Raw genomic sequence first — 19790 nt, 5'->3', positions numbered from 1 at the left:
CGTATCGGCCAACTCCTTGACCACTTCAAGCCGGACGAGTGCGCCAACTACTTCCGCGCCGCAGGGTATGGAGACTCATTCTGAAAATGCTCTAGCGGCGGCAGCGTCACCTCGATCTCGCGCTCGCGGTAGATGACGCGCACCTTCTCCGCGGCCCCGAACACACGATCCAGAATGGCACCTGCGAGGTCGATGATAGGGCGGATCACGCCGCCCGAACGGCGGGTGCGGCTGCTGACCGTGCGTTCTCCGTCCGGACGCAGTTCGAGGATGATCTTGCGCGCAGCGGCGTCGGTGCGAAGGTGGAAGCGCGAACCGGGTTCAAAAGCGACCAGCGATAAACGCGGTCCTTCGAGCCAGAGGCGAGACTTACCTTTGTTGCAGCCAATACGGGCGTGGGCAATGTGCATGATGGGAACCGATGCGGTCTGGGGATGGTCCACATCCTGCCATATCGTACAGAGCGCATCAACAGAAAAATCGTACAGAGCGCATGTTTGAGCGGGAAGGTGCCTGAAATTGCCACGCGTCGCATTCGGACATTGAACGCGCCCCGAGCGCCGGCAAATGAGATCAAATCAGGTACAATGATGATGGTTGATTTATCACTGTTCTCTGTTCCAGACCTCCCGTGTTTTTTTCCATACTTTGGGCAGGCACCACCCCGCCGCACTCTTTCAACGAGGATGGCTATGAACCAACCCAGCTACGATAAGACCATGGGAAGCGCGCTAACCCTACCCGACCTGTGCCAGGACCTCGCCACAGCGGTCTTGGCCATGGGCGACCTGATCCACCTGATCGGCCGCACTGATCTGGCTGAGCAACTGGTGGGCGCACCGATGGGGCTGTCCTACCTCGACAACATGGAGCCGGAGACGCTCGACCTTACGTCTCTGGACGCTGCCCAAGCGATGGAACGTCTTTTCCGTGTCTGCTTCGAACCCAGATTGGGCATGGAACTGGATGCGATGGGCAGCGACCTGCTAATGCTCGAAGGATTGATTGGAGCCCTTCCCAGCGAGTATCCGGGCGAACCTGTTGATCTGCTCCGGACCAAGCACCGCCTGCGTCGCTTGCACAGTGCTGGTTGGGCACGCAGCACCCTCGCACTAATGACACGCTCGATCGCGGAGAGCGACATTAACGAGGACTCCAGGCGGTGTTGGGCGTTGAGCGTTGCCGAGATCGCGGCGATCGCACAGATGGACGAGCGCTCGGTGCGGAACAAGGTAAGTCCGGCCGGCGGCACTCCGCTGCGGTCCCTGCCCCGCCCTGCGGGGATGGGCCGCCTCGTTCAGGTCGATGGCTTCGAAGCATTCGACTGGCTGATCGGCCGGCGAATGTTCCGACCCGTGCCGCTCAATCCGGACTCGTATCAGATCGCTATCGCTGATCCGGTAGACCGACACCACCTCGGCATGGTTCTCGGCGTGCTCGGCTGGTCGAACTTCGGCCCGACCAAATACCTTGCCAAGCGTCTCGGCTGGACGGTCGGCGAGGTGGACGGCTGGATCAAGCACGGCCCTACCAAGGAGGAAGCAAAGGCACGAAAGCTGGCGGGCCTGCTCGGCCTCGATCCTGATGCCTTGGCCGCCTCCGTCGTTCGGCTTGGACGCTGACGGTGGAGGCGACCGTGGCCTTCGATTTGTCCAAGCACGCTTCTGACCGGTCCCAGCAGCGAGCGATTCCGCCCGATGTGGTGGAGGTACTCTGGGAGTATGGCTCTGAGATGCGCCGGCGCGGCGGCGACGTTCTCTTCTTCGACAAGCCCGCCCGCCAGCGCCTATGCCGTGATCTGGGCTCGCAGGCGCTCCGCCGCTGCGCCAAGGCGCTCGCCTGCTACGCCGTCGTCGACGACAACGGCCGGATCATTACGGTGGCGCACCGCCGCTTCCGCTTCAAGCGACCCTAACGCGCCACACCTTCCTCACCGTTCAATCTCGACAAGGAGCAACGCCGTCATGGAGACGACGAACACCCCCCGCATGTCTGCCCTCTTCCGCCAGCTCGCCGCCGTTGAACAGCAGCTCTGGGAGCACTTCGGTGTTAAGGATCAGGGTCAGTATGCCGCCCAGCTTGTCGCGCAGGCTCTCGGGGCGCGAAAGCTCGCCAACGGCGTCAACAAGGGCTACGACCTGCACCACGATCTCTACGGGCGTATCGAAGTGCGTTCACGTCGCTACCCGCTCGACGGCCGGCGTGAGGACCGTGCTCAGGTTCCAGTGGTGAAGGCCGGACACTTCGACCATTTCGTCCACCTCGTCTTCGACCAGACCTTCTCCGTAGTCGGTGCCTACGTGTGCCCGCACGATCGGATCTGCGAACTGGCCGCAGCCAGCAAGAACCGCTGTATCCGCTACGCCGACGGGGTGGTCCTTCCCGGCGTCATCGACATCACCGGGGCCGTCCGGCAGGCCCAGGCGGCAACCTGATCCACGTCAGGAGCAGGCCGGTAGGCGCGATCTGTCTCTGGAGGACATTGCGTCATAGGGGAGATAGCCTTCCCGCCCGTCAGCCAGCCGCACCTTGGCGGCCCAGCCGTACCCGCAGGCCTCTTTACCGGCCAAGTCCACCAGGGTATCCCCCGGAAGGCGCGCAATCACGGTCTGACGATCCGCTTCAAGGACCGGAGCCCCTCCGACCACGACCATGACCTGCAATCCGCGGCGTTGGCTCTGTGCAGGTTTGGTCGGAGCATCGCCATTCCTGGGGGCATCGAGGGATTGCACGTTTGTCGACGTGCCCGGCGTATCGCCCGGACGATCCAGGCAATAATCGGTCAGCCGCTGATGGTCACGTGAGGACAGGGACGTCAGCGGAACCAGACCCACACGCCCATCGGAGAGACGGATGCTCACCGGCTTGTCCGCAGGAAGCCCGCAGAACTGTCCGTCGGCGAGCGGGACAAGCTTGCCGCCGGCCAGCTTGGCCAGCTCCTCGTTACCGTCGAGTGAACGGACGATAGCGCCGCCGGCCGCCGTCATGACCTGCCGGGTGCGCCGAACATGCGTGTCGCTGGAGGGGGAGGAATCCGACCCCGGAACCAGAAAATATCCAAGCCCAAGAATGACAAGCATACCGGCGACAATGGCTCCCGGGATCAGTGAGGCGCGGGCTCCCCTTGCACCCGGCGATGCCGTGTTGTTCACCACGACGAATGGCCCGGTGTTCGTCCCCGAACGCGTCCGAGCGTTCCCGCCACGCGGCGCCCCGAAGACAGATGCCGGTTGAGGCTGGGAAGCGGGTTGGGCGCGCCGCGGCGTCGACGGCTTGGTAAGCGGCGGAGGCGGCGCCGCGCGTTGCCGTGATTTCTCCGCAGCACGTTCCTGTTCCCGCGCGCAATAAGCGCAGCTATCGCCGATGAATTGATGCTCTGGGTTCGTGGAGCACGTCTTCACTTGGCCGGTGAGCGCATCGAGCAAATCTCGCCACTCGACCATATTGGGCCGGTCGGCTGGCCGCTTGGTGAAGGCTCGGTCGAAGGCCGCTTGAAGCGCCGGCGGAAACCCTCGGTGTATGCTCTGGACGGTGGGCACCTTCCTTGGCTCGGGACGGTCGTTCCGATACGGGTAGATCCCTGCGACTATGGCTCCAGCAATGTCGGTTGGATCGCTCTCACTCGCCGCGGGTCCCGGCCTGCCCTGGAACGGGTGGATGCCCTCGTTCAGGAGCTGGAACGCGATGACCGCGAAAGCGAAGGCGTCCTGTTCTTTACCGAGTCGTCCGGGCGTCGATGAGTGTCCTTCCGGCGCGAGATATTCGATGGTGAACATCTCAGCAGGGTAGACGTTGGCACGGCTGCGGATCGAGAACCCGTCGCAGTCGATCAAGCCGATGAATCCGCTATCTCGGTATACCAGGACGTTGGGCGGCTTCAGGTCGATGATGCTGTGGCCGGCGGCATGCACGTCGGCAGCAACGGAGGCAAGGTTGCGCGCCACGAAAAGGCGGAAGCCAAGGTCGTCGCGATGGCCGGCCTGGCTGCGTGCTGCGCGAGTGAGGATTTCTTCGAGTGTCGTTGCTCTCGACAGGTCGACGCGGCGCATGCGGTAGCCAAGGAACCGCCCGGAGCCGTCCCTGACCAGAGCGTTGGGCCACGCAAGTTCCACCACATCGGTGCCGTTGTGCTGGACGACGGCCTGCTGCGGTGGCGCCGCGAGCATTGCCGCGACTTTGCCTGCGAGCCCGTCGTCGGGTTTGTGGTAGAGCTTGACCACATGACGGTCATCGCCGACGACGCGGCGGACGCTTCCGGCGCCGCCGGCGCCAATCTGGCCCGACTCCACCGTGATCGGCTGTCGCTGAGAGCCTGATCCGTCGTGGAGAAACAGCTGCATCAGTACCTCCGTGCCCAGACCAGCGTCTTGTCGTCCGGATTGTGCGTCGCCTTTTCCGAGGCCAGGGACGCCGCCAGCGCCTTTGCTCCGTCGGCATGATGGACTCGGCGAAGGTGCCGATCCACCGCTTCACAGAAGCCAACTTTCGGGCTTCCGTCTGCATGAAGGGCGAAGCTGGCCGCACCGTCGGTCATGAGCAGGATGCTGGTCACGCCCCTCAGCGGAGTTATGCGCAGATGGTCAGCCCAGCAGCTCTGGGTAACGAAGAACGTCTCGTTTGCGTATTCACCGTTTTCCGGCGCCGACACGGACGCGCCATTCCAATTCGCCGTGCCGTCCTCAGCAAGGCTGGCGCTGGCAACGGCTGCACCATCTCCGATATGGAGCACGAATCCATCGCCCTGAGGGAGCAGGACGGCCGCAACGACCGTGGTGTGATAGTCCGAAAGGGGAAGACCGGCCCGGACCGCTGCTTCCTCCAGGCACTGCCGCGCGTCGCGCACGGCAGCGGTCACCCAGACTGCCAGCGGCGCGCTGGCGGTACTGCTCACCCCGCGCAGGTTGTCCAGCAGGGCTCGCACCATGAGACCAGCCCCCACTTCGGCTGAGGCTGCGCTGCCGGCACCATCGCAGACCACAACGATCAGCGCGCCATCCACGACCTCGAAAGCGTAGGCGTCCTGGTTCGGGAGTCCGGCGTGGACATGCGAAGGCCCTACCACGGAAGCACCAACAACGCGCCAAGGCGCTGCATCCGCTCCGGAGACGCGATCGGTTCGTGCAGGGCTGGTCATTCCGGTCAGGTCTCGATGGTGATCATGCGGGGCGCCTCGATCTGCATCTTGGTGCCCGCGGCGGCTTGGCTCGCGCTGCTGACGCTCGCCGACAGCCAGACGAACAGTTCGCGGAAGGCGAGCCCGTGCAGCCGCAGCACCCCCTTTCCCGGCGCGTTGAAGGTGGCGAGCTTCTCTGTGCTGGCGCCCTCGACGGCTAGAGGGAACACGATGGCTTTCTTTTCGACCGCCGCCGTACGCATCTCCTCCGCAGCATCCTCCCAATCCGCATCAGTCGGTTCGCCATCCGACACGATCAGCACCCACGGGCGGGTATACGGAATGCCCATGTTCCGGAGGCTTGCTTTGTAACTCTCCAACTCGGAGAGCGCCAGGCGGGCGCCAGCTCCGAGCGGGGTCGAACCGTTCGCGTAAATGGTTGGGGCCTGGAAGTGCATGGCGTCGGTCCAGGGCGTCATCACCTGGGCCAAGTTGTCGCGGCCGATGCAGACGATGCTGACGGCAACGCGATTCCGTGCCACCGGGTCAGCCTTCAAGGCTTCCTCAAACGCCAGGAGTCCTTCGTTCAGCGACTGAATGCGTTTGCCGTCCATAGAGGAGGAGGCATCCAGGACGAGGATGCAAGGGGTGCGCTGGGTTGTATTCTCTTCGAGCTGAGCCTCAAGTCCGGGGATACCATTCATGCCATTTCTCCAGGGTGTGCGCAGTCCAAGAACCAAGGTCCGGCGCAGGTTGGAGAGACCATAGCTTGGGCGGCTTTTCGGGCGCGCCTCCGAAAGACGATGAAAATCGTCGCTCTTCTCTGGTACCCCGGTCACGAGCGGCGCAGTGCGGGTGTGTCGTCCGAACGCGACGCTGGCGGTGAGGGCAGCCGGTGGCGCCCCGCCCTCCATCGTCAGACAGGGATGGAGAAGGCACGCCCCCTTATGGGGGCGCGCTCCACGGGTTTAGGTTGGTGTTGTTCGACGTCAGCTGGATCAGGCGTAAACGTCGGTGTTCTGTTTGACAACGGACGTGGCCTTTGCCAGCAGCTCCGCCCCAGCGTTATGGCGTAGGGCCATTGCAGCGGGCGAGAGTCGCGGGCCGGAGCACCTTCAGGACATGATCGGGCGGGAACCCGACAACGTCGAACCCTTCGAAGCCGATGGCGACGCAGGTTTCCGACTCACGCTCGACGTCCACCACCTCCATGAAGAGGCAGTCGAAAGCCGGGTGGTCGTGGCGAGGATCCGCATAGGGGTCCCCTTCGAGGTCGACGAAATCGCCGACTTGCAGATCGCTGCTGGCGACAAGAACGAGGTTTGTCATGGATTGCCTCCTCAAAAGCTGCTGGGGAGGCGCACACCCGTCACGGGGAGGCATGCCTCCCCAGGATAGGGTGGTTGAGATCAGAGAACCGCAGTCCAGCCTTGCAGTCGGCAGACAGCCGAGAGTGCCAGAATGGCCGCATTGTCCCCGCTGTAAGTCCCAACCAAGTCGCTCTCCGCTTCGGGGTCGGCGAGGTTGATCAGGTCAGAGGTTTTGGTGGCGCAAACATCACCGTTCACCTCGGACAGACGGTAAAACAACCGGCGATCCTCCGTGGCAATGACCAGCGCCTTGTCGGCTGTCAGCACGATGCCTGCCGGCGTCGGGCCACAGCAGTAGCTGTTGACGAAGTTGGCTAGCATCGTTTGGTTCTGCCACAGATCCTCAACCCGGCTGGGCTGAGATTGCGGCCCGAACTCCAGGCCGAAGTGCTCTGCCAGTTCCCGGACCGACTGATGGGCACCACAGACTTCCGTGTCCGTATGCTTCAGGATGCAGCTGAACCAGAAAATGTCTTCCGACACATTGAGGCAATCGCACTCGGTGCAGACGTCGTCGTCGATCTCGCTGGGCTCTTCATCGCAGTCCTCGGCGTCCTCGTCAGACGGCGCGGGTTCGGTGTTGAGCCAAACGGCATCGTAATCGAACTTCTTCACGCGGAGCAGATCGTGCTCCTTGACCAAGCCGGCCAACCTGATGATCTCGCGGGCCTTGGCTTCGTCGATGCTGAAAACAACCACCGCAGGAATGGTTGAGTACTCGCTCGAGGCGCTGCACTCGGCGGTGTAGGTCTTGGGGTCAGCCATGATGTGAACTCCTGTCGTGAAAAGGCTGGCAGAAGACACACCACCCCTGAGGGGAAGGAGGCCTTCCCCAGCGGGTTTGGTCTGAGCAAGATGAGGGTGTCGCGCTCGGCTGCAGTCCGCCGGGCAGGACGTATTCACAGGGCCGAACCCTGCGGTTTGGTGTGGCAGGGACCAAGCCCGAAACCACAAAGAGGCCCGAAGACCAAGGCTGCTTCACCCAGATGGGCCAGGACCAAAGCTTGTCCTGCCAGCTCAGCGCCGGATCGAGCGACCAGGCGAACCTCGCCGCTCGACGAGCCGCCGCGTCATGCAGACGGCCCACTGTGATGCACGGGGCATCAGAAGTGCACTCACTCTAATGGAGCCAGCGCCAGCGTTCAAGATGGACGCCGAACACGATGCAGGTGCCGCCACCGATTGCCAAGAGCGCGGTCACGTAATCACCGAAGGGAGCCACGCGGCAAGACTGCGGTCCCGCACATCGCGAGCCGCCTGGCGCTCCCCAGCTGTCTCCCAGCGTGCCCGCGTGAGCACGGCGCCGGCGAACTCACCCTCCGCAGCATGACGAAGCAGAAGCCCAAACCCGCGCTCGTTCACCACCCGCAGCCCGACACTCCCAGGGGCGATGTGCGCCAATTCCTCGCCAGTGAGCCTCCTGGAGGCAACGTGATCCTTCCAGGCGTGACGCAGCATGAGGATCGCTTCCAAGGGGGCACCAGCCGCCGCCAAACGATCACGGAGCACCCGGTAGGACCGCCCGCTCTTGGGGCGACCACAATCAGACAGGAGATCGTCGGCCAAGTCCCGGTAGGACGGTCGCCAGAGGAGCCACTCGTAGAAGGGAACCGCGCCGGAAGGACTCCGATCGCAACCAGGTGCCGGTGCCGTCCGGATGTCCATATCGTTGCTCAGGTCGGGCGGATTCGCATCCACCTCTTCACGCTTCTCCATGATAGCAAGTTCGGCCTCCATCGCGGGGACGCGGAACCACTCTGTTAGGCGGGGCACGTCCGTCGCATAGTCCGCCAGGGCCTCATGGACGGCTGTCTCGACGGCTGGAGCGTGGTCTCCGCACTCCACCTGGAACAGCACCGACAATCTCTCGGGGTTTCCCGTCTGTAGGTTGGCGCACCGGATCGCTGGATCGACGCTGTGGCCGACCTTAACAGGCCCGTCCGCCGAGTGTCCTATCACGTAGACAAACACGTCCCCCGTCCCCTTCGCCTCCCGACAATACCGTGCAAGAGGTCGCCGGTCGATGGGGGCCGAATGTGCCGCGGCTGGGTGGGCTGCTCATTCGCCCCTGATCGAGGTCCTGGCTCCGCGGCGCGTGGGCGCCTCAGTTACCTCACCGGACCTGCCGGACGCGCGCTGGCTCGAGCCAATCTCCAGGCACAGAAAAGGCCGGAAACCTACAGGCTCCGGCCAAGCATGGATATCTGGCGAGCTGCACTCAGTGCAGCGACGTCGTCGGCTTTGGAAACGGGTTCGGCACCGTGCCGTCGGGGTAGTAGGTCTTGGCTTCGGCGATGATCTGCCGCGTCGTGCCGTCGGTCGTGACGGTCATCAGGATGTCGTACAGGTCCTCCTTGGACATCGGCTGTGAGCCCTCACGCACCTCGATCTTATTCCGGTCCTTGTTCCACTCGGACACCGATTTGCCGTCAGCCGGGTTCCAGACCCGCCCCACGGCGTCGACGATCTCCACCTTCGTGAGCCCGTCGGCCGCTTCGGTCAGCAGCGTCTCGATGAGGGCGGCCAACCGAACCGGGTCTTCCTGGCCCATCGCCTCCTGATAGGCGGCCAGCGCCTTTTCGTAAACGGCAAAGGCCAACGGCTTCTGACCCTCGGAGCCGGGAGCCGTCACGGTGTCGCCCAGAAACTTGCCCAATCGCTCCATCGCCTTCGCCGCTCCTGGCCAGTCCATCTTCACCAGGTCGAGTATCTCCTTGACGCCCTCAGAGGCATCACCGCCGGCCGCTTTCCGGAACTCCTTGAGCATGTCGTCGTCTTTAGTCACAGTAGGTTGCCCCGATGCGCCCGCGCGCTGCCCATGGTTGCTGCCCAGTCCAGAACTCGCAAAAATGAGCGTCTGGCCGCAACCATACACCCGTAGCCTGAAATCAGCGAGCGGGGAATCGTTACAACCGGGTAAAATTCTTGCAAATCCTTAGGCGCCAAAGCAGCCAAGATTATTAAGCACAAGCCACTCAGACCGGACAAGGAGATATCTGCGAGAACGGGTGGAGGCGCGACCCGAGGGGCAAGATGTCCGCTGCAGTGCTCACTCAGGAAGAGCCGTGTTGTGCCGTCCGTTGGTTGCCCTGAACGCGGCGCACCAGCATCTCCCTCAGCCGTGCTTGAGAGCAGCCGGCTGTCACAAACTCGATAGCGGTGACCTGTCCCGCTTCGAAGGCCTGCCCTAGGAGAGCGCAGTCGGCGGTCTTCTGATCGGTGTCCAGAGAGACCGTAACGACGCCTGACTGCTGCGCAACCCGCAGGCCGAAGCCGCAAAGGCCAAGCACACCGACAACCAGCATTGTTTTCTGCACCACGCGCCGAATGCGAGGGGAGTGGTCGAACAGGCCTATCACACACTCCTCCCGCCCCAACACCCATCGCCTGCAGCGAAGGGCCGTGTTTGGCCCCTCCACGCCTTCCGGCATTATGCCGCCTGCGTCGCTTGGGCCTCAGTGCGGCGCCAGTGATCTGCCCAGAGCTCGACCACCGCTGCCGGCTTCAACAGTGCCACACGCGCCCAAGCCACGCCAGCGAGCGTCGGCATGCGGACGTAACCGTGAGCGGCCACATCCCGGCCGGCGAACCTTGGGTCCGTCGTGAAGTTCAGGATAGTCCCGTAGACCGACAGCTGCACAATGTCCGAGACGAACACCCGTGGCAGCCGCCGGGTCTTCGTGTCCACAGGCACCAGAAGTCCCGCGTCCGACATGAACACCTGATCGGGTCGTCCGAGGAGGGGCACTGGCAGATTTGTGCGAACCTCCTCCTCCGACAGAACCAGACGGCCACGGGCCAACTCCGCCGGCATGTTCTCCCGGCGGAGCCAGAGAAGGCGGTCCGCTTCCTCACGCTCCCGCACCCGGTCTCGTATCTTGCCAATCTCCAGACGCTCCATAGGGGCTGTCCTTTCCAGGGGGCCTATCCAGGGGGCGTTAGCCCGCTGCGAAGAAGCGGCGAACCTCGGCGTCGAAGCGCTCGTGTTCAGCGATGCCCGCCTGACGGCGAGCCTCATTGGTCAGGGCTGGAGGAGGACTGCTGCAGGCACTCTTGGCGAGCTTTGTCGCCGACACCGCCCGCATTCGTCCCCACCGCTGCACCGCAGGACCATTCTCCAACGACGCAATCGCCTTCATCGGATGCCGAAGGAACTGTTCGAAGGTCAGCCCCGCCTCGTGGAAGCGGCACGCTACGAACAGATCGCCATAAAGCTCCAACTCTGCGTCCAGCATGCCTGCTCCTGAGGTGTGCGTTGCCCGTCCAGGGGGCGCGCGGCCGTCCGCTCACCCTCTGTCTTCAGCCTACGGATTTTCCCGGAAACGCAAGTCCTTGCCTCGCTCAAGACTTCGCGAGGTCGGCCTCTAAGGCGGCCTGACGCTGTCGAGCCCCCTCCTCAACCTGGCGGTAGGTCGCTGCAAGTACAGCCATCTTCGCGATCATACTGCTTCGCGATCGCAGAGGGCCAAACCTCTCTTCCAGACCACTAATGAGCACCTTTTCCCAAACCTGCGCATCAGGGAACGAAGTCATTGGGTATTGAGCCGTCTCGCCTCGCGGCACGTTCTCGTCCATCCGCCGACGGTTCCCTTTCGCTCCGAAGAACCTGACTTTCGCCCAGCGGATTGAGACCCCCACATTCCGACGCGCTACGCGTGCCAGATACCGGTTGTGCTGCGACGCTGGTTGCTGTTGGCGAACTTCCTCGCACTCCTCGTAGAAGCGCGTTGCCAGTTCCCGGGCTTCGGCTTCCAGGATGTCTCCTTCAGACTGCAAAAGAGCCCTCAGCAGGTCCGTAAAGCTAGCTCCGGTCCGTTCCCGCAGTGCTTTGATCTCGTCTTCAAGGATCATTTTTCCTCAGGGGGTCTGTGCAAATACCTAACCATCGGCGCAGACCCTCCCCCCTGCGCAACAGGACCTGGGCTACGTCAATGGTGACGGTGCAGGAGGGGTCTGCGCATATAATTGTTGCGCAGACCGGGGGGTCTGCGCAACAGAGGCTAGGCTACCATTCGAATACCGCTTTTTGCAAGAGGGGTCTGCGCAACAATGATTGGCGCAGACCCAGGGTGTCTGCGCAACAGTGACTCGCAAAACAACTTGGAACATGGTTGCGCTTACGGCCGCCTGCGCGATTCAAATGTGGGTCTGCGCAATAGGGGGCCATAAGAGCAAACGGTGTTGCGAGGCGCTGGCTCGGCTAGTGTCCCGTTTGGCTCCCGCTGAACACCCAAACGAGCCTAGATGCAGCCCGACCTGATGCCCATGGATGTGCTCCGCCGCCTCCGGTACCGCTAGAGCACCGCTAGAGGCACTTTGCGCCCGGTAGCCGAGGTCTAAGGCTTTGCTCCGCCGCTTCCGATACCGCCAGTGCACCGCCAGTGAACCGCCAGAGGCACTTTGCTCGCAGGAGCCGAGAAAGACGTCGATTTCCGTCGTCTTTCGACGGCGCGCTGGGCCTTTTGAAGTTGCTAGCATGGCTCATAGGTTCCTGCAGTGAACCGCCAGAGCAACTTCCGGGATTGTGCCGCCATGTTCGCCATCGGGCTCGACATTGGGTATTCGAACCTCAAACTCGCCTACGGAAAGGTGTCGGACGACGGGCTGGCCAAGCCGGCCGTCACACGGGTGTTGCCCGCTGGCGCCGGCCGCCTGTCCGACCTCCCATTGCGGATGGGCAAGGCAGACGGGGACACCGACGCTCTTGTCGTGAACGTCAACGGCGAGAAGTGGGCTGCAGGTGTGGATCAATCTCGGCTTGAAACTTCAGTTCGCGAGTTGCACGCCGACTACCCCGCCTCCGATGCCTACCGGGCGCTGTTCCACGCTGCCCTCCTCATGGGCGAGCACAACACGGTGGACCAGCTCATCACCGGCCTGCCGGTCTCCCAATTTCTCGATAAGGATCTTCGAGCACGCCTTTCAGACCGTCTGACCGGTGAGCATCAAGTCACCGCCGGCCGGACGATCACAGTAAAGAATACGCTGGTCGTGCCTCAGCCCTTCGGCGCTTACCTAGACCTGCTGAACACGGTCGACGACGCCGCGGAGCTTGAAGAATCACGGATCATGGTGATCGATCCTGGCTTCTTCTCGGTGGATTGGATCGCCATTGAGGAGGGCGAGATCCGCAAGGCCAGCAGCGGCACCTCCAAGCGGGCGATGTCGGTCCTGATCGAGACGGTGAACGGTCTTATCCAAGAGGACCATGGAGGCAGCGCCGGCATAGAGCGACTGGAACAGGCGGTGCGTCAGGGCAAGACCTCGGTCCCGGTATTCGGCACTCCGGTCGATCTCGCACCGTACATCGATAAGGCGGCACAGCGTGTTGCAGTCGAAGCCCTGAAGGAAATGAAGCAGCAGCTCCGCGCCAACGACCGCGCTGTAGACATCGTGCTGATCGTCGGCGGCGGTGCCAAGGCTTATGAGGCGGCGGCCCGCGACCTTTTCCCCAGGAGCCGCCCCGTGTTGCCCCAGGACCCGGTCCTGGCGAACGCGCGAGGCTTCTGGAGCGCAGCTGTCCAATGAGAATCGTCCTGGTCATCACACGCGCCTGTGCTGAGCTTGGCGAGGAGCTCGAGCGCCTGCCGCCCAGAGACCGCGCTGAGTTTGTCCGCAACCTTGCAATGCAGGGCCTTTACCGCCGTCGTGAGATCAATGCGGGCCTAGTGGCGGCGACGGCTCCGGTGGCTCCGATGCCGACCGCCGCATCGGAAGCGACACCAGACCCGAAGCTGGGGCGGCTGAAGCGGAAGGGTCTGAAGAGCTTGGATATCGACTGATGAGAAAAGGCACGGCCACAGCCGATAGCCTTTCATGACGACGCGATTTCGAATCCGCACCGAGCAGGCTGTTTCGTCCAGCGCCCGACGGTGAGAGCGCACCGGGCGCCCGAGGGAAAGTTCATGTCCCCGCGGGCGCCCTGACCCTAATCACTTAGGGGGGTGTTTTCAGAACTCAACGCGACGATAGGCAGTGACGCTGACGCAGGCCATGGTGTGCAGGGCATCGCTGATGGCGCCCGGCCGGTCATGACGGCGATCCAGGCGTTTGTTCGCCAGCAACCAAGCGTTCGCGTGTTCGACGATACAGCGGGTCCGGCCGAGCCCGGAGGCGAGCGGTTGTCCAGTCTTGAGGATGTTATGCTGGATGCCCTCGCGTGAGCAGGGCCAACGGTTGTTGCCGTTGTCGTATCTGGCGCACGCGTACAGACGAGGGATGCTGGCGCACACGACCATGGCCAAGCACAGCGCGTCGGGAATGAGCCGCGTGTCGTGCACGTTGGCCGCCGATGGCAACGCCGCCACCAGAAGTCCGTCCGTCTAGGCGACCAGGTGGTACTTGGTTCCTGGTTTGCCGCGGTCCGTCGGGTCGGGCCGATCAACGCCCCACCGCGCTTGGCCCGTACTGAGCAACTGTCGACCACGACGTCCTATGCGGCGGCGGAAGGTCGAGCCAGAAGCGCCCATCCGCCGCTCGAAGCTCGCGGCACTGGACGCCCTCACGCAGGAAGACGCGAAGCGCTTCGAAGATCTCGGCGGTGGGCATCGGCGGACGCCCGGAGCCGGAAGGTCGAACCTCTGTTCGGTCGATGATCCCCGCCAGCAGGTTCGCAACTGGCGATGTCATGCCTGCAACTCCGGTACAACGGCGCAAGAACCCGACGCCAGATCAGCTGGTTTCCGGAAAGGTGACCATCGGCTGATGGGGTCTGGAAACCGCCTCTAAAGTCCACAGCCATAAAAATCATACGGAGGTGCAAAATTTGGAAACAGCAAAACTCTCCGAAAGTCCTAATGTGCTGGGGCAGATCTCTCGAACATCCTGCGCTGTCGCAGGCGGACGAACCAACAGAGGAGATTTCAATTGGGCACGCATGCTGTCCTTCCACCGGAGGTCAGAGGGTTACTAGAGGCATGGTGCCTTGTCCCTGACGCCCCTCTGCTGACTACACACTCCAGTTGGGTGCTCCCGGTCCAGCACGAGGGGGCACCCGCGATGCTGAAGGTCGCCCGCATCCCCGATGAGCAGTCGGGCTACCGCCTCATGAGGTGGTGGAATGGCCAGGGCGCCGCCAAGGTCTTCGCCTCGTCAACGGACGCCCTGCTTATGGAGAGGGCAGCGTGCGGTGTCATCAATCTCGCCCAGATGGCGTGGTCGGGCCGGGATGACGAAGCCTGCCGCATCATGTGTGATACCGCGGCTCGGTTGCACGCACCGCGGCGCGGCCCGCTTCCGGATTTGCACCCATTAGAAACCTGGTTCCAGCCGCTCTTTCAGGCCTCCACAGGGCAGTCGGCGCTAGCTCTCGCTGCGGACACCGCACGCCAACTCTTGGCCACTCCCCACACCGTGTGCCCACTCCATGGCGACCTGCACCACGAGAACGTGCTCGATTTCGGTGAGCGCGGATGGCTGGCGATTGACCCCCATGGGCTGCTTGGCGAACGAACCTTCGATTACGCCAACATCTTCACGAATCCCGATCTCAGCGACCCAAGCAGGCCACTCGCCATCATGCCCGGCCGGCTGGAGGCCCGGTTGGATGTCGTAATCAAGGCGACGGGGATCGAGCCCGGCCGGCTCCTTCGCTGGATCGTCGCGTGGACGGGCCTATCGGCAGCCTGGTTCATCGGCGACGGCGACGACAAGGGCGCCGCCATCGATCTCAGGATCAACGCGATGGCACTCCAACTGCTCGGGTAGCCGACTCCGGTCAATGGCCGGCTGGAGCTTTGGGAACGGGCTCCGGTCCTAATCCGGGCGACACTGGGGAGTACAACGTGCCGTCACAGAGGTTTGGAAACAGTGCTTAACTCTGCGGGCGAGTGGCAAGGGCCGGGGGCGTCGACCATTGTCGATCGTTACGATCCCCGCCCGAGTTTCCATGACGCTCGTACTCGCTGGCCCCTTCCCGTGCCGTATCAGGACGGGTTAGCGGTTGTGGAGACCGACCTGAAGCTGAGGGGATTTGCAGACCTGTCGGCTTCGTCCGAAAAGAAAACGCGAGCAGACGAGACACTGGTGGTCGGCCGCCCGATCCGGCTTGCGCTTTCCGAGGAGTTTATGGTCGGCTCATTGTCGGCCCCGCACGCTGGACACCGGGGTAGCAGGCGATGTTTGTGAACCACCGCATAGGTACAGCCGCACTCACACGAGCGCAGGGAAAGATCGCGAATACGGAGGTCCCGGACCAAGATCCAAGCCTCTGTGGGTCCGATCTTCGGAACCGCGACCAGCCCGGCCTCAGCGCGAAACTCCAAGAACAAGCCGTAGGCTCGAATCAAAGCGTCTATGTTGATCGTCCGGAACACTGTTTCCGTGCCGACATGGACGTAAAGGTTCAAAAACAGGCTGGCCTCGATCACGTCCTGCCGGGTGCTGACCACCCCGTCGGACTCGGCCATCTGGCCTGACACCGGCGCTTCGCCGTCGTTGATCTCACGGTAAAGAGCTCGCAGGATCGGTGCGGAGATGCCCGTGTGGAGTTGGACGATCGACGTCCGAACGCCGAACACGATCAGCTTGATCGCCAGAGCCATTTGAGCATGCTGAGATAGGCGGTTCATGAGCAACGGCCCTCAACCTTGACGCACAGAAATGGAGCGCAGGAGCGCAAGCTGCTTTGATGGCGCCTCACCTTTTTCAAGAACGTCGGGCATCGTGGGACGCGGTTGAAAGAGGAATAGCGATTCCGACGCCATTTCCTGCAGTTTGCTGATGCTCACGCCTCTGATTTCTTCGGCAAAGGCACGCGTGACACCAAATCGGGCCGTCGCCTCGCCCAAGTCTTCTTGCGCGACGCGCTGAAGCAGCAGCAGCGCGTGCCGGTTCAGATCGCGAAAATCTTCGGCAAACTTGTTGGTCATGGTTCAGTCGTTCCAGAGCGAGGAAACGGAAAGACCGCTTCCGGTCAGTTGCTTAAGGCGCTGGTAGACGGCGAGCACGCGCTGTCCATAGGCTCGTGCCGCCGGTTCGTTCTGCCATGCGTTGTAGCGTCCGATGCCAAGGGCAAGATCGCCAGGCTTTGATGCGATGCTCTCGCGCAGGATGGTTGCACCCATGCGCAAATTTAGAGCTGGGTCCAAAAGGTCGGCTGGGTCTGCAACGCGCTTTCCATGGGCGCCGACGTATACCTGCATCATGCCAACGGCTGTCCGTTGCAGATCAGCTGAAGGCATGCTCCGAAGGTGACGCTCCGCTTCGCGACGATCATCACCATAGAAATTGCCCTTCGGGCCGTTGAGCGCCCAAGGCCAGGGACGGGCGAAGCGGTTCTCATGCTTGGCGCTTTCAACCAGCGCCACAGAGAACAGCAGGTAGGGATCGATCCCCTCCTCTGCTGCTGCAGCTTCCCAGGCAGTGCCAGAAAGGCTGAAAGCGGAAACTGGTGAGCTGACAGCGGCCATCATCGCCGTCCCGATAGCCGCGACCGCGGATATCAAGCGCCGCTTTCGCTGCGGCGAACCCGGCTTGCTGGACCCTTTGTCGTAGTGCTTAACCGGCCACATCGTGTGCCTACGCCCTTCAGATGTGCGCGATACCTCGAACGATTGCTTTATCACGTAACTTTCGTAGGTATGCAAGTAATAAATCGAATTTCGAGGCAATTGTCTGGGTGTGCCCACGACAATGAGGATGCACACCAAATCACCCTCTTGCCGAGAGAGCTTCTGCCTCCATGTTCGTAGCAGTGGATTGGGCAAAACATACCCGGATATGCCCAAGTTGCCTGAACCGCTTCTAGCTTTTTTCTTGACAGAACATCCCGCCGACACTGCTGCTGGTGCCAGCGGAGCGGCTTCCGTTTCGCTTTTGCTTAATTTAACGTTAACATCTACCATGGTGCGCGAGCACGCATTCATCTCCAGCGGACCGATGGACGCTGACTAAAGCACTGCGCACCCGTGACTTCTGTCCTAGCGCGCCTACTGGGAGACTGATCTTCACCTGCCTGCCGAGGCTCACATCTCAACCTCTTGAAAGCAGCAAGGTGCACTAGCAGTACACTTGAGCGCACCTACTTCCCCTTCACCCATGGGAACGAATTGACTGCGGTACCGTCGAGGTGCTCTGGAGTGTCACTGGCGGTTACGTCGCTCACTGCCTGCGCCGTAGCAAGCTGGCGAAGCACTGGAGATAGGTGCCATGCTAGAGAGGAAAAGGGTCCTCAAGCCTTCGCGGACGAAGAAATGGTGCGGGAAAACCTACATTTCCTGGCCCTCCCGGAGCACACCCCGGTCGGCAGGATGTGGCACAGTTAAACGGGCTTCCGAAGGCGATGATCTCTCGTGATGCCCCGCCTCCATCCTGGAGACCGACACCATGCGGCCGGCAATGCGCCTGCAATCCGCTCAACAAACAAAAAGCGCCCGGCTCCAAGAGAACCGGGCGGGTCGGCTTGCAAGGGGAAAGTCGGATCAGTCGAGAAGGCTACGGCTGAGATTGATGCTATTGACTTGGCAGCCATAGTTCTCCGTCGGCAAAGCAGAGGCCACGTTTATAGACGACGGTCCGATTTGCCCGGCACTGTTCTCCACAGCCACCGCAAATGAGCGACCATGAGATGAGGAACCCCGAGACCGTGACTTCCACGCACTGGCGAAAAAGGCAAGGAAAGCCAGCAATATGAGCCCGAACTGACCCAGGATGAGAATTTCTAGGGGCCGAAGATGAGAAAGAAAATCCAACATAGTCGATGTCCAATCTGTACAGCGACGAACTCACAACGTCTCCATAGGACGATCGTACCCGCGCCCGCCCTAAACGCAATAGCTCCTGCATAAAAAAATGACCTTAAGTGTAGTGGCCCGAGATCATCGATAGTCGGACCCGAGATACTAGTACTACAGCCGGGATTATCTGTCTGGCCGGCTGTTGAAGGGTTCATCCTACCGGAGGGAGGTCGGGATGACGACAGTGACAGAAGCGGCGAGTTGGGCAGGCGATCTGGAGGCCTTGGCCATCCGGATCGGTCCACGATTTTGCCGGCCCGAGGCGCGCGAGCGGGCACGGCGCTATCTGGCCGGGCTTCTAGCGCCGCTGGAACGCAAGAATGGCTGGCATCTGGCGGAGGCGGCTGGCGATGCCAGCCCTGACAGCGTGCAGGATTTTCTGGCCCGTATGCGTTGGGACGCCGATGCCGTTCGCGACGACTTGCGGGCTTACGTCGTCGAGCATCTGGGTGATCCCGACGCCGTGCTCGTGCTGGACGAGACCGGGTTCCTGAAGAAGGGCGAGCGTTCGGTCGGCGTGCAGCGTCAATACTCCGGCACGGCCGGGCGTATCGAGAACTGCCAGATCGGCGTCTTCCTGGGCTACGCCGGCCGGCACGGCTATGCCCTGATCGACCGAACCTTGTATCTGCCGCAGTCCTGGGCCGGTGACGAGGAGCGCCGCCGCACAGCCTGGGTGCCCGAGACGGTCGCGTTCGCCACCAAGCCCAAGCTGGGGCTGACGATGCTGGAGCGGGCGCTGGACGCCGGCGTCCCCTGCGCCTGGGTAGCGGGCGACAGCGTCTACGGCACCGACAGCGCCATCCGGCGAACACTGGAGCGCCGTCGGGTCGGCTACGTGCTGACCGTCACCAGCGGCCAGCGGCTGTGGCCTGGCACGGTGAGCGACTGGGTCGAAGAGGTGCCGGCCGATGGCTGGCACCGGCTCAGCGCGGGCGATGGCGCCAAGGGGCCGCGCTTGTATGATTGGGCCCGCCTGCCGTTCCGCGGTGCGCCCGAGGGCTGGAGCAAGGCCCTTCTGATCCGGCGCCGCCTAGGGGATGGGGAGTTGACCTTCTTCCTGACCTGCGCACCGGAAGGCACCGCTCTGGCCGATCTGGTACGGGTGGCAGGCGCGCGCTGGACCATCGAGAGCAGCTTCGAGCTGGCCAAGGGCGAGGTCGGGCTCGACCAGTACGAAGTCCGCTCCTGGACCGGATGGCACCGGCACATCACCTTGGCCATGCTGGCATTCGCCTTCCTCACCGTCTTGCGCAAGGCGGCCATCGGGGGGAGAGGACCCGCTCGATCTGGCAGCCGATCTCCTTCCCCTGACCGTGCCGGAAGTCCGTCGGCTCCTCTACCATCTCGTGGCCAACCCACCACCCAATCAAAGCGCCGTTATCGCTTGGTCACTTTGGCGAAGACGTCACCAGCAACGGGCAAGACGGGCACATTGGAAACGACGCACCCAAACCCATAATGCCCGGCTGTAGTACTAGAGCATTTTCAGAATGAGTCTCCATACCCTGCGGCGCGGAAGTAGTTGGCGCACTCGTCCGGCTTGAAGTGGTCAAGGAGTTGGCCGATACG

23 protein-coding genes are annotated in these 19790 nt (G+C 62.6%); 7 read left to right on the top strand and 16 right to left on the bottom strand.

Features of this window, described 5'->3' with window-relative positions; translation table 11 throughout:
* Nucleotides 1–47: 47 nt before the first annotated feature.
* Entirely contained in the window at nt 48–410 is a 363-nt protein-coding gene (locus J2Y49_RS32110) for a hypothetical protein (protein WP_310119809.1), read from the bottom strand.
* Between the two features lie 369 nt (nt 411–779).
* Between J2Y49_RS32110 and J2Y49_RS32105 the strand changes: the two genes are divergently transcribed.
* Genes J2Y49_RS32105 through J2Y49_RS32095 form a run of 3 tightly spaced genes read left to right on the top strand, consistent with a single transcriptional unit; the run spans nt 780 to nt 2435 of the window.
* Complete coding sequence (locus tag J2Y49_RS32105; RefSeq protein ID WP_310119808.1) at nt 780–1622, top strand: hypothetical protein; 843 nt, start codon at nt 780–782, stop codon at nt 1620–1622.
* A 14-nt stretch (nt 1623–1636) separates the two neighbouring features.
* Nucleotides 1637–1915 (top strand): hypothetical protein, encoded by a 279-nt coding sequence (locus J2Y49_RS32100; RefSeq protein WP_310119806.1) that lies wholly within the window; start codon nt 1637–1639, stop codon nt 1913–1915.
* Nucleotides 1916–1964: 49 nt separating this feature from the next.
* On the top strand, nt 1965–2435 hold the full coding sequence (locus J2Y49_RS32095; RefSeq protein ID WP_310119805.1) for a hypothetical protein: 471 nt from the start codon (nt 1965–1967) through the stop codon (nt 2433–2435).
* A gap of 6 nt (nt 2436–2441) precedes the next feature.
* Here the strand turns inward: J2Y49_RS32095 and J2Y49_RS32090 are convergent, their stop codons facing one another.
* From J2Y49_RS32090 to mobI, 11 genes are all read right to left on the bottom strand, one after another.
* Nucleotides 2442–4340, bottom strand: coding sequence for a hypothetical protein (locus J2Y49_RS32090; RefSeq protein WP_310119804.1), 1899 nt, complete (start codon nt 4338–4340; stop codon nt 2442–2444).
* Nucleotides 4340–5134: a PP2C family serine/threonine-protein phosphatase gene (locus tag J2Y49_RS32085; RefSeq protein ID WP_310119801.1), complete on the bottom strand. Its 795-nt coding sequence runs from the start codon at nt 5132–5134 to the stop codon at nt 4340–4342. The genes J2Y49_RS32090 and J2Y49_RS32085 overlap by 1 nt, the downstream gene beginning before the upstream one ends.
* Nucleotides 5135–5139: 5 nt before the next feature.
* Nucleotides 5140–5817, bottom strand: coding sequence for a VWA domain-containing protein (locus J2Y49_RS32080; RefSeq protein ID WP_310119800.1), 678 nt, complete (start codon nt 5815–5817; stop codon nt 5140–5142).
* A gap of 361 nt (nt 5818–6178) precedes the next feature.
* Nucleotides 6179–6442, bottom strand: coding sequence for a hypothetical protein (locus tag J2Y49_RS32075; RefSeq protein WP_310119798.1), 264 nt, complete (start codon nt 6440–6442; stop codon nt 6179–6181).
* Nucleotides 6443–6522: 80 nt separating this feature from the next.
* Nucleotides 6523–7248: a hypothetical protein gene (locus tag J2Y49_RS32070; protein WP_310119796.1), complete on the bottom strand. Its 726-nt coding sequence runs from the start codon at nt 7246–7248 to the stop codon at nt 6523–6525.
* Nucleotides 7249–7680: 432 nt separating this feature from the next.
* Nucleotides 7681–8454 carry a GIY-YIG nuclease family protein gene (locus J2Y49_RS32065; RefSeq protein WP_310119795.1) on the bottom strand — a complete coding sequence of 258 codons (774 nt, stop codon included), beginning with the start codon at nt 8452–8454 and terminating at the stop codon, nt 7681–7683.
* 247 nt (nt 8455–8701) lie between these two features.
* Nucleotides 8702–9250: a hypothetical protein gene (locus tag J2Y49_RS32060; RefSeq protein ID WP_310119793.1), complete on the bottom strand. Its 549-nt coding sequence runs from the start codon at nt 9248–9250 to the stop codon at nt 8702–8704.
* A gap of 286 nt (nt 9251–9536) precedes the next feature.
* Nucleotides 9537–9842, bottom strand: a complete 306-nt coding sequence (locus tag J2Y49_RS32055; protein ID WP_310119791.1) for a hypothetical protein — start codon at nt 9840–9842, stop codon at nt 9537–9539.
* Nucleotides 9843–9913: 71 nt separating this feature from the next.
* Nucleotides 9914–10384 (bottom strand): hypothetical protein, encoded by a 471-nt coding sequence (locus J2Y49_RS32050; RefSeq protein ID WP_310119790.1) that lies wholly within the window; start codon nt 10382–10384, stop codon nt 9914–9916.
* A 37-nt stretch (nt 10385–10421) separates the two neighbouring features.
* A complete protein-coding gene (locus tag J2Y49_RS32045; protein WP_310119788.1) occupies nt 10422–10718 on the bottom strand; it encodes a hypothetical protein in 297 nt (98 codons plus the stop codon).
* A 106-nt stretch (nt 10719–10824) separates the two neighbouring features.
* Nucleotides 10825–11334 carry a conjugative transfer protein MobI(A/C) gene (mobI, locus tag J2Y49_RS32040; RefSeq protein WP_310119786.1) on the bottom strand — a complete coding sequence of 170 codons (510 nt, stop codon included), beginning with the start codon at nt 11332–11334 and terminating at the stop codon, nt 10825–10827.
* Between the two features lie 681 nt (nt 11335–12015).
* Between mobI and J2Y49_RS32035 the strand changes: the two genes are divergently transcribed.
* Both J2Y49_RS32035 and J2Y49_RS32030 read left to right on the top strand, forming a co-directional pair.
* Entirely contained in the window at nt 12016–13011 is a 996-nt protein-coding gene (locus tag J2Y49_RS32035; RefSeq protein WP_310119785.1) for a ParM/StbA family protein, read from the top strand.
* Nucleotides 13008–13265, top strand: a complete 258-nt coding sequence (locus J2Y49_RS32030; RefSeq protein WP_310119783.1) for a hypothetical protein — start codon at nt 13008–13010, stop codon at nt 13263–13265. Before J2Y49_RS32035 ends, J2Y49_RS32030 begins: the two co-directional genes overlap by 4 nt.
* A gap of 168 nt (nt 13266–13433) precedes the next feature.
* Here J2Y49_RS32030 and J2Y49_RS32025 read toward each other — a convergent pair whose 3' ends face one another.
* Nucleotides 13434–13790 carry a hypothetical protein gene (locus tag J2Y49_RS32025; protein WP_310119781.1) on the bottom strand — a complete coding sequence of 119 codons (357 nt, stop codon included), beginning with the start codon at nt 13788–13790 and terminating at the stop codon, nt 13434–13436.
* Between the two features lie 559 nt (nt 13791–14349).
* Here J2Y49_RS32025 and J2Y49_RS32020 point away from each other — a divergent pair.
* Nucleotides 14350–15189, top strand: coding sequence for an APH(6)-I family aminoglycoside O-phosphotransferase (locus tag J2Y49_RS32020; protein ID WP_310119780.1), 840 nt, complete (start codon nt 14350–14352; stop codon nt 15187–15189).
* A 218-nt stretch (nt 15190–15407) separates the two neighbouring features.
* Here J2Y49_RS32020 and J2Y49_RS32015 read toward each other — a convergent pair whose 3' ends face one another.
* The 3 genes from J2Y49_RS32015 to J2Y49_RS32005 are packed head-to-tail and all read right to left on the bottom strand — an operon-like array spanning nt 15408 to nt 17129.
* Nucleotides 15408–16025, bottom strand: a complete 618-nt coding sequence (locus J2Y49_RS32015; protein WP_310119778.1) for a FlhC family transcriptional regulator — start codon at nt 16023–16025, stop codon at nt 15408–15410.
* 39 nt (nt 16026–16064) lie between these two features.
* Entirely contained in the window at nt 16065–16352 is a 288-nt protein-coding gene (locus J2Y49_RS32010; RefSeq protein ID WP_310119777.1) for a flagellar transcriptional regulator FlhD, read from the bottom strand.
* Nucleotides 16353–16355: 3 nt separating this feature from the next.
* A complete protein-coding gene (locus J2Y49_RS32005) occupies nt 16356–17129 on the bottom strand; it encodes a transglycosylase SLT domain-containing protein (RefSeq protein ID WP_310119776.1) in 774 nt (257 codons plus the stop codon).
* A 1264-nt stretch (nt 17130–18393) separates the two neighbouring features.
* On the opposite strand from J2Y49_RS32005, the gene J2Y49_RS32000 reads away from it, so the two are divergent.
* A complete protein-coding gene (locus tag J2Y49_RS32000) occupies nt 18394–19680 on the top strand; it encodes an IS701 family transposase (RefSeq protein ID WP_310119775.1) in 1287 nt (428 codons plus the stop codon).
* Nucleotides 19681–19790: the final 110 nt, after the last annotated feature.

It is taken from the genome of Azospirillum sp. BE72 (assembly GCF_031455875.1).
Taxonomy (GTDB): Bacteria; Pseudomonadota; Alphaproteobacteria; order Azospirillales; family Azospirillaceae; genus Azospirillum.
This window is presented reverse-complemented; position numbering and strand designations above follow the sequence as displayed.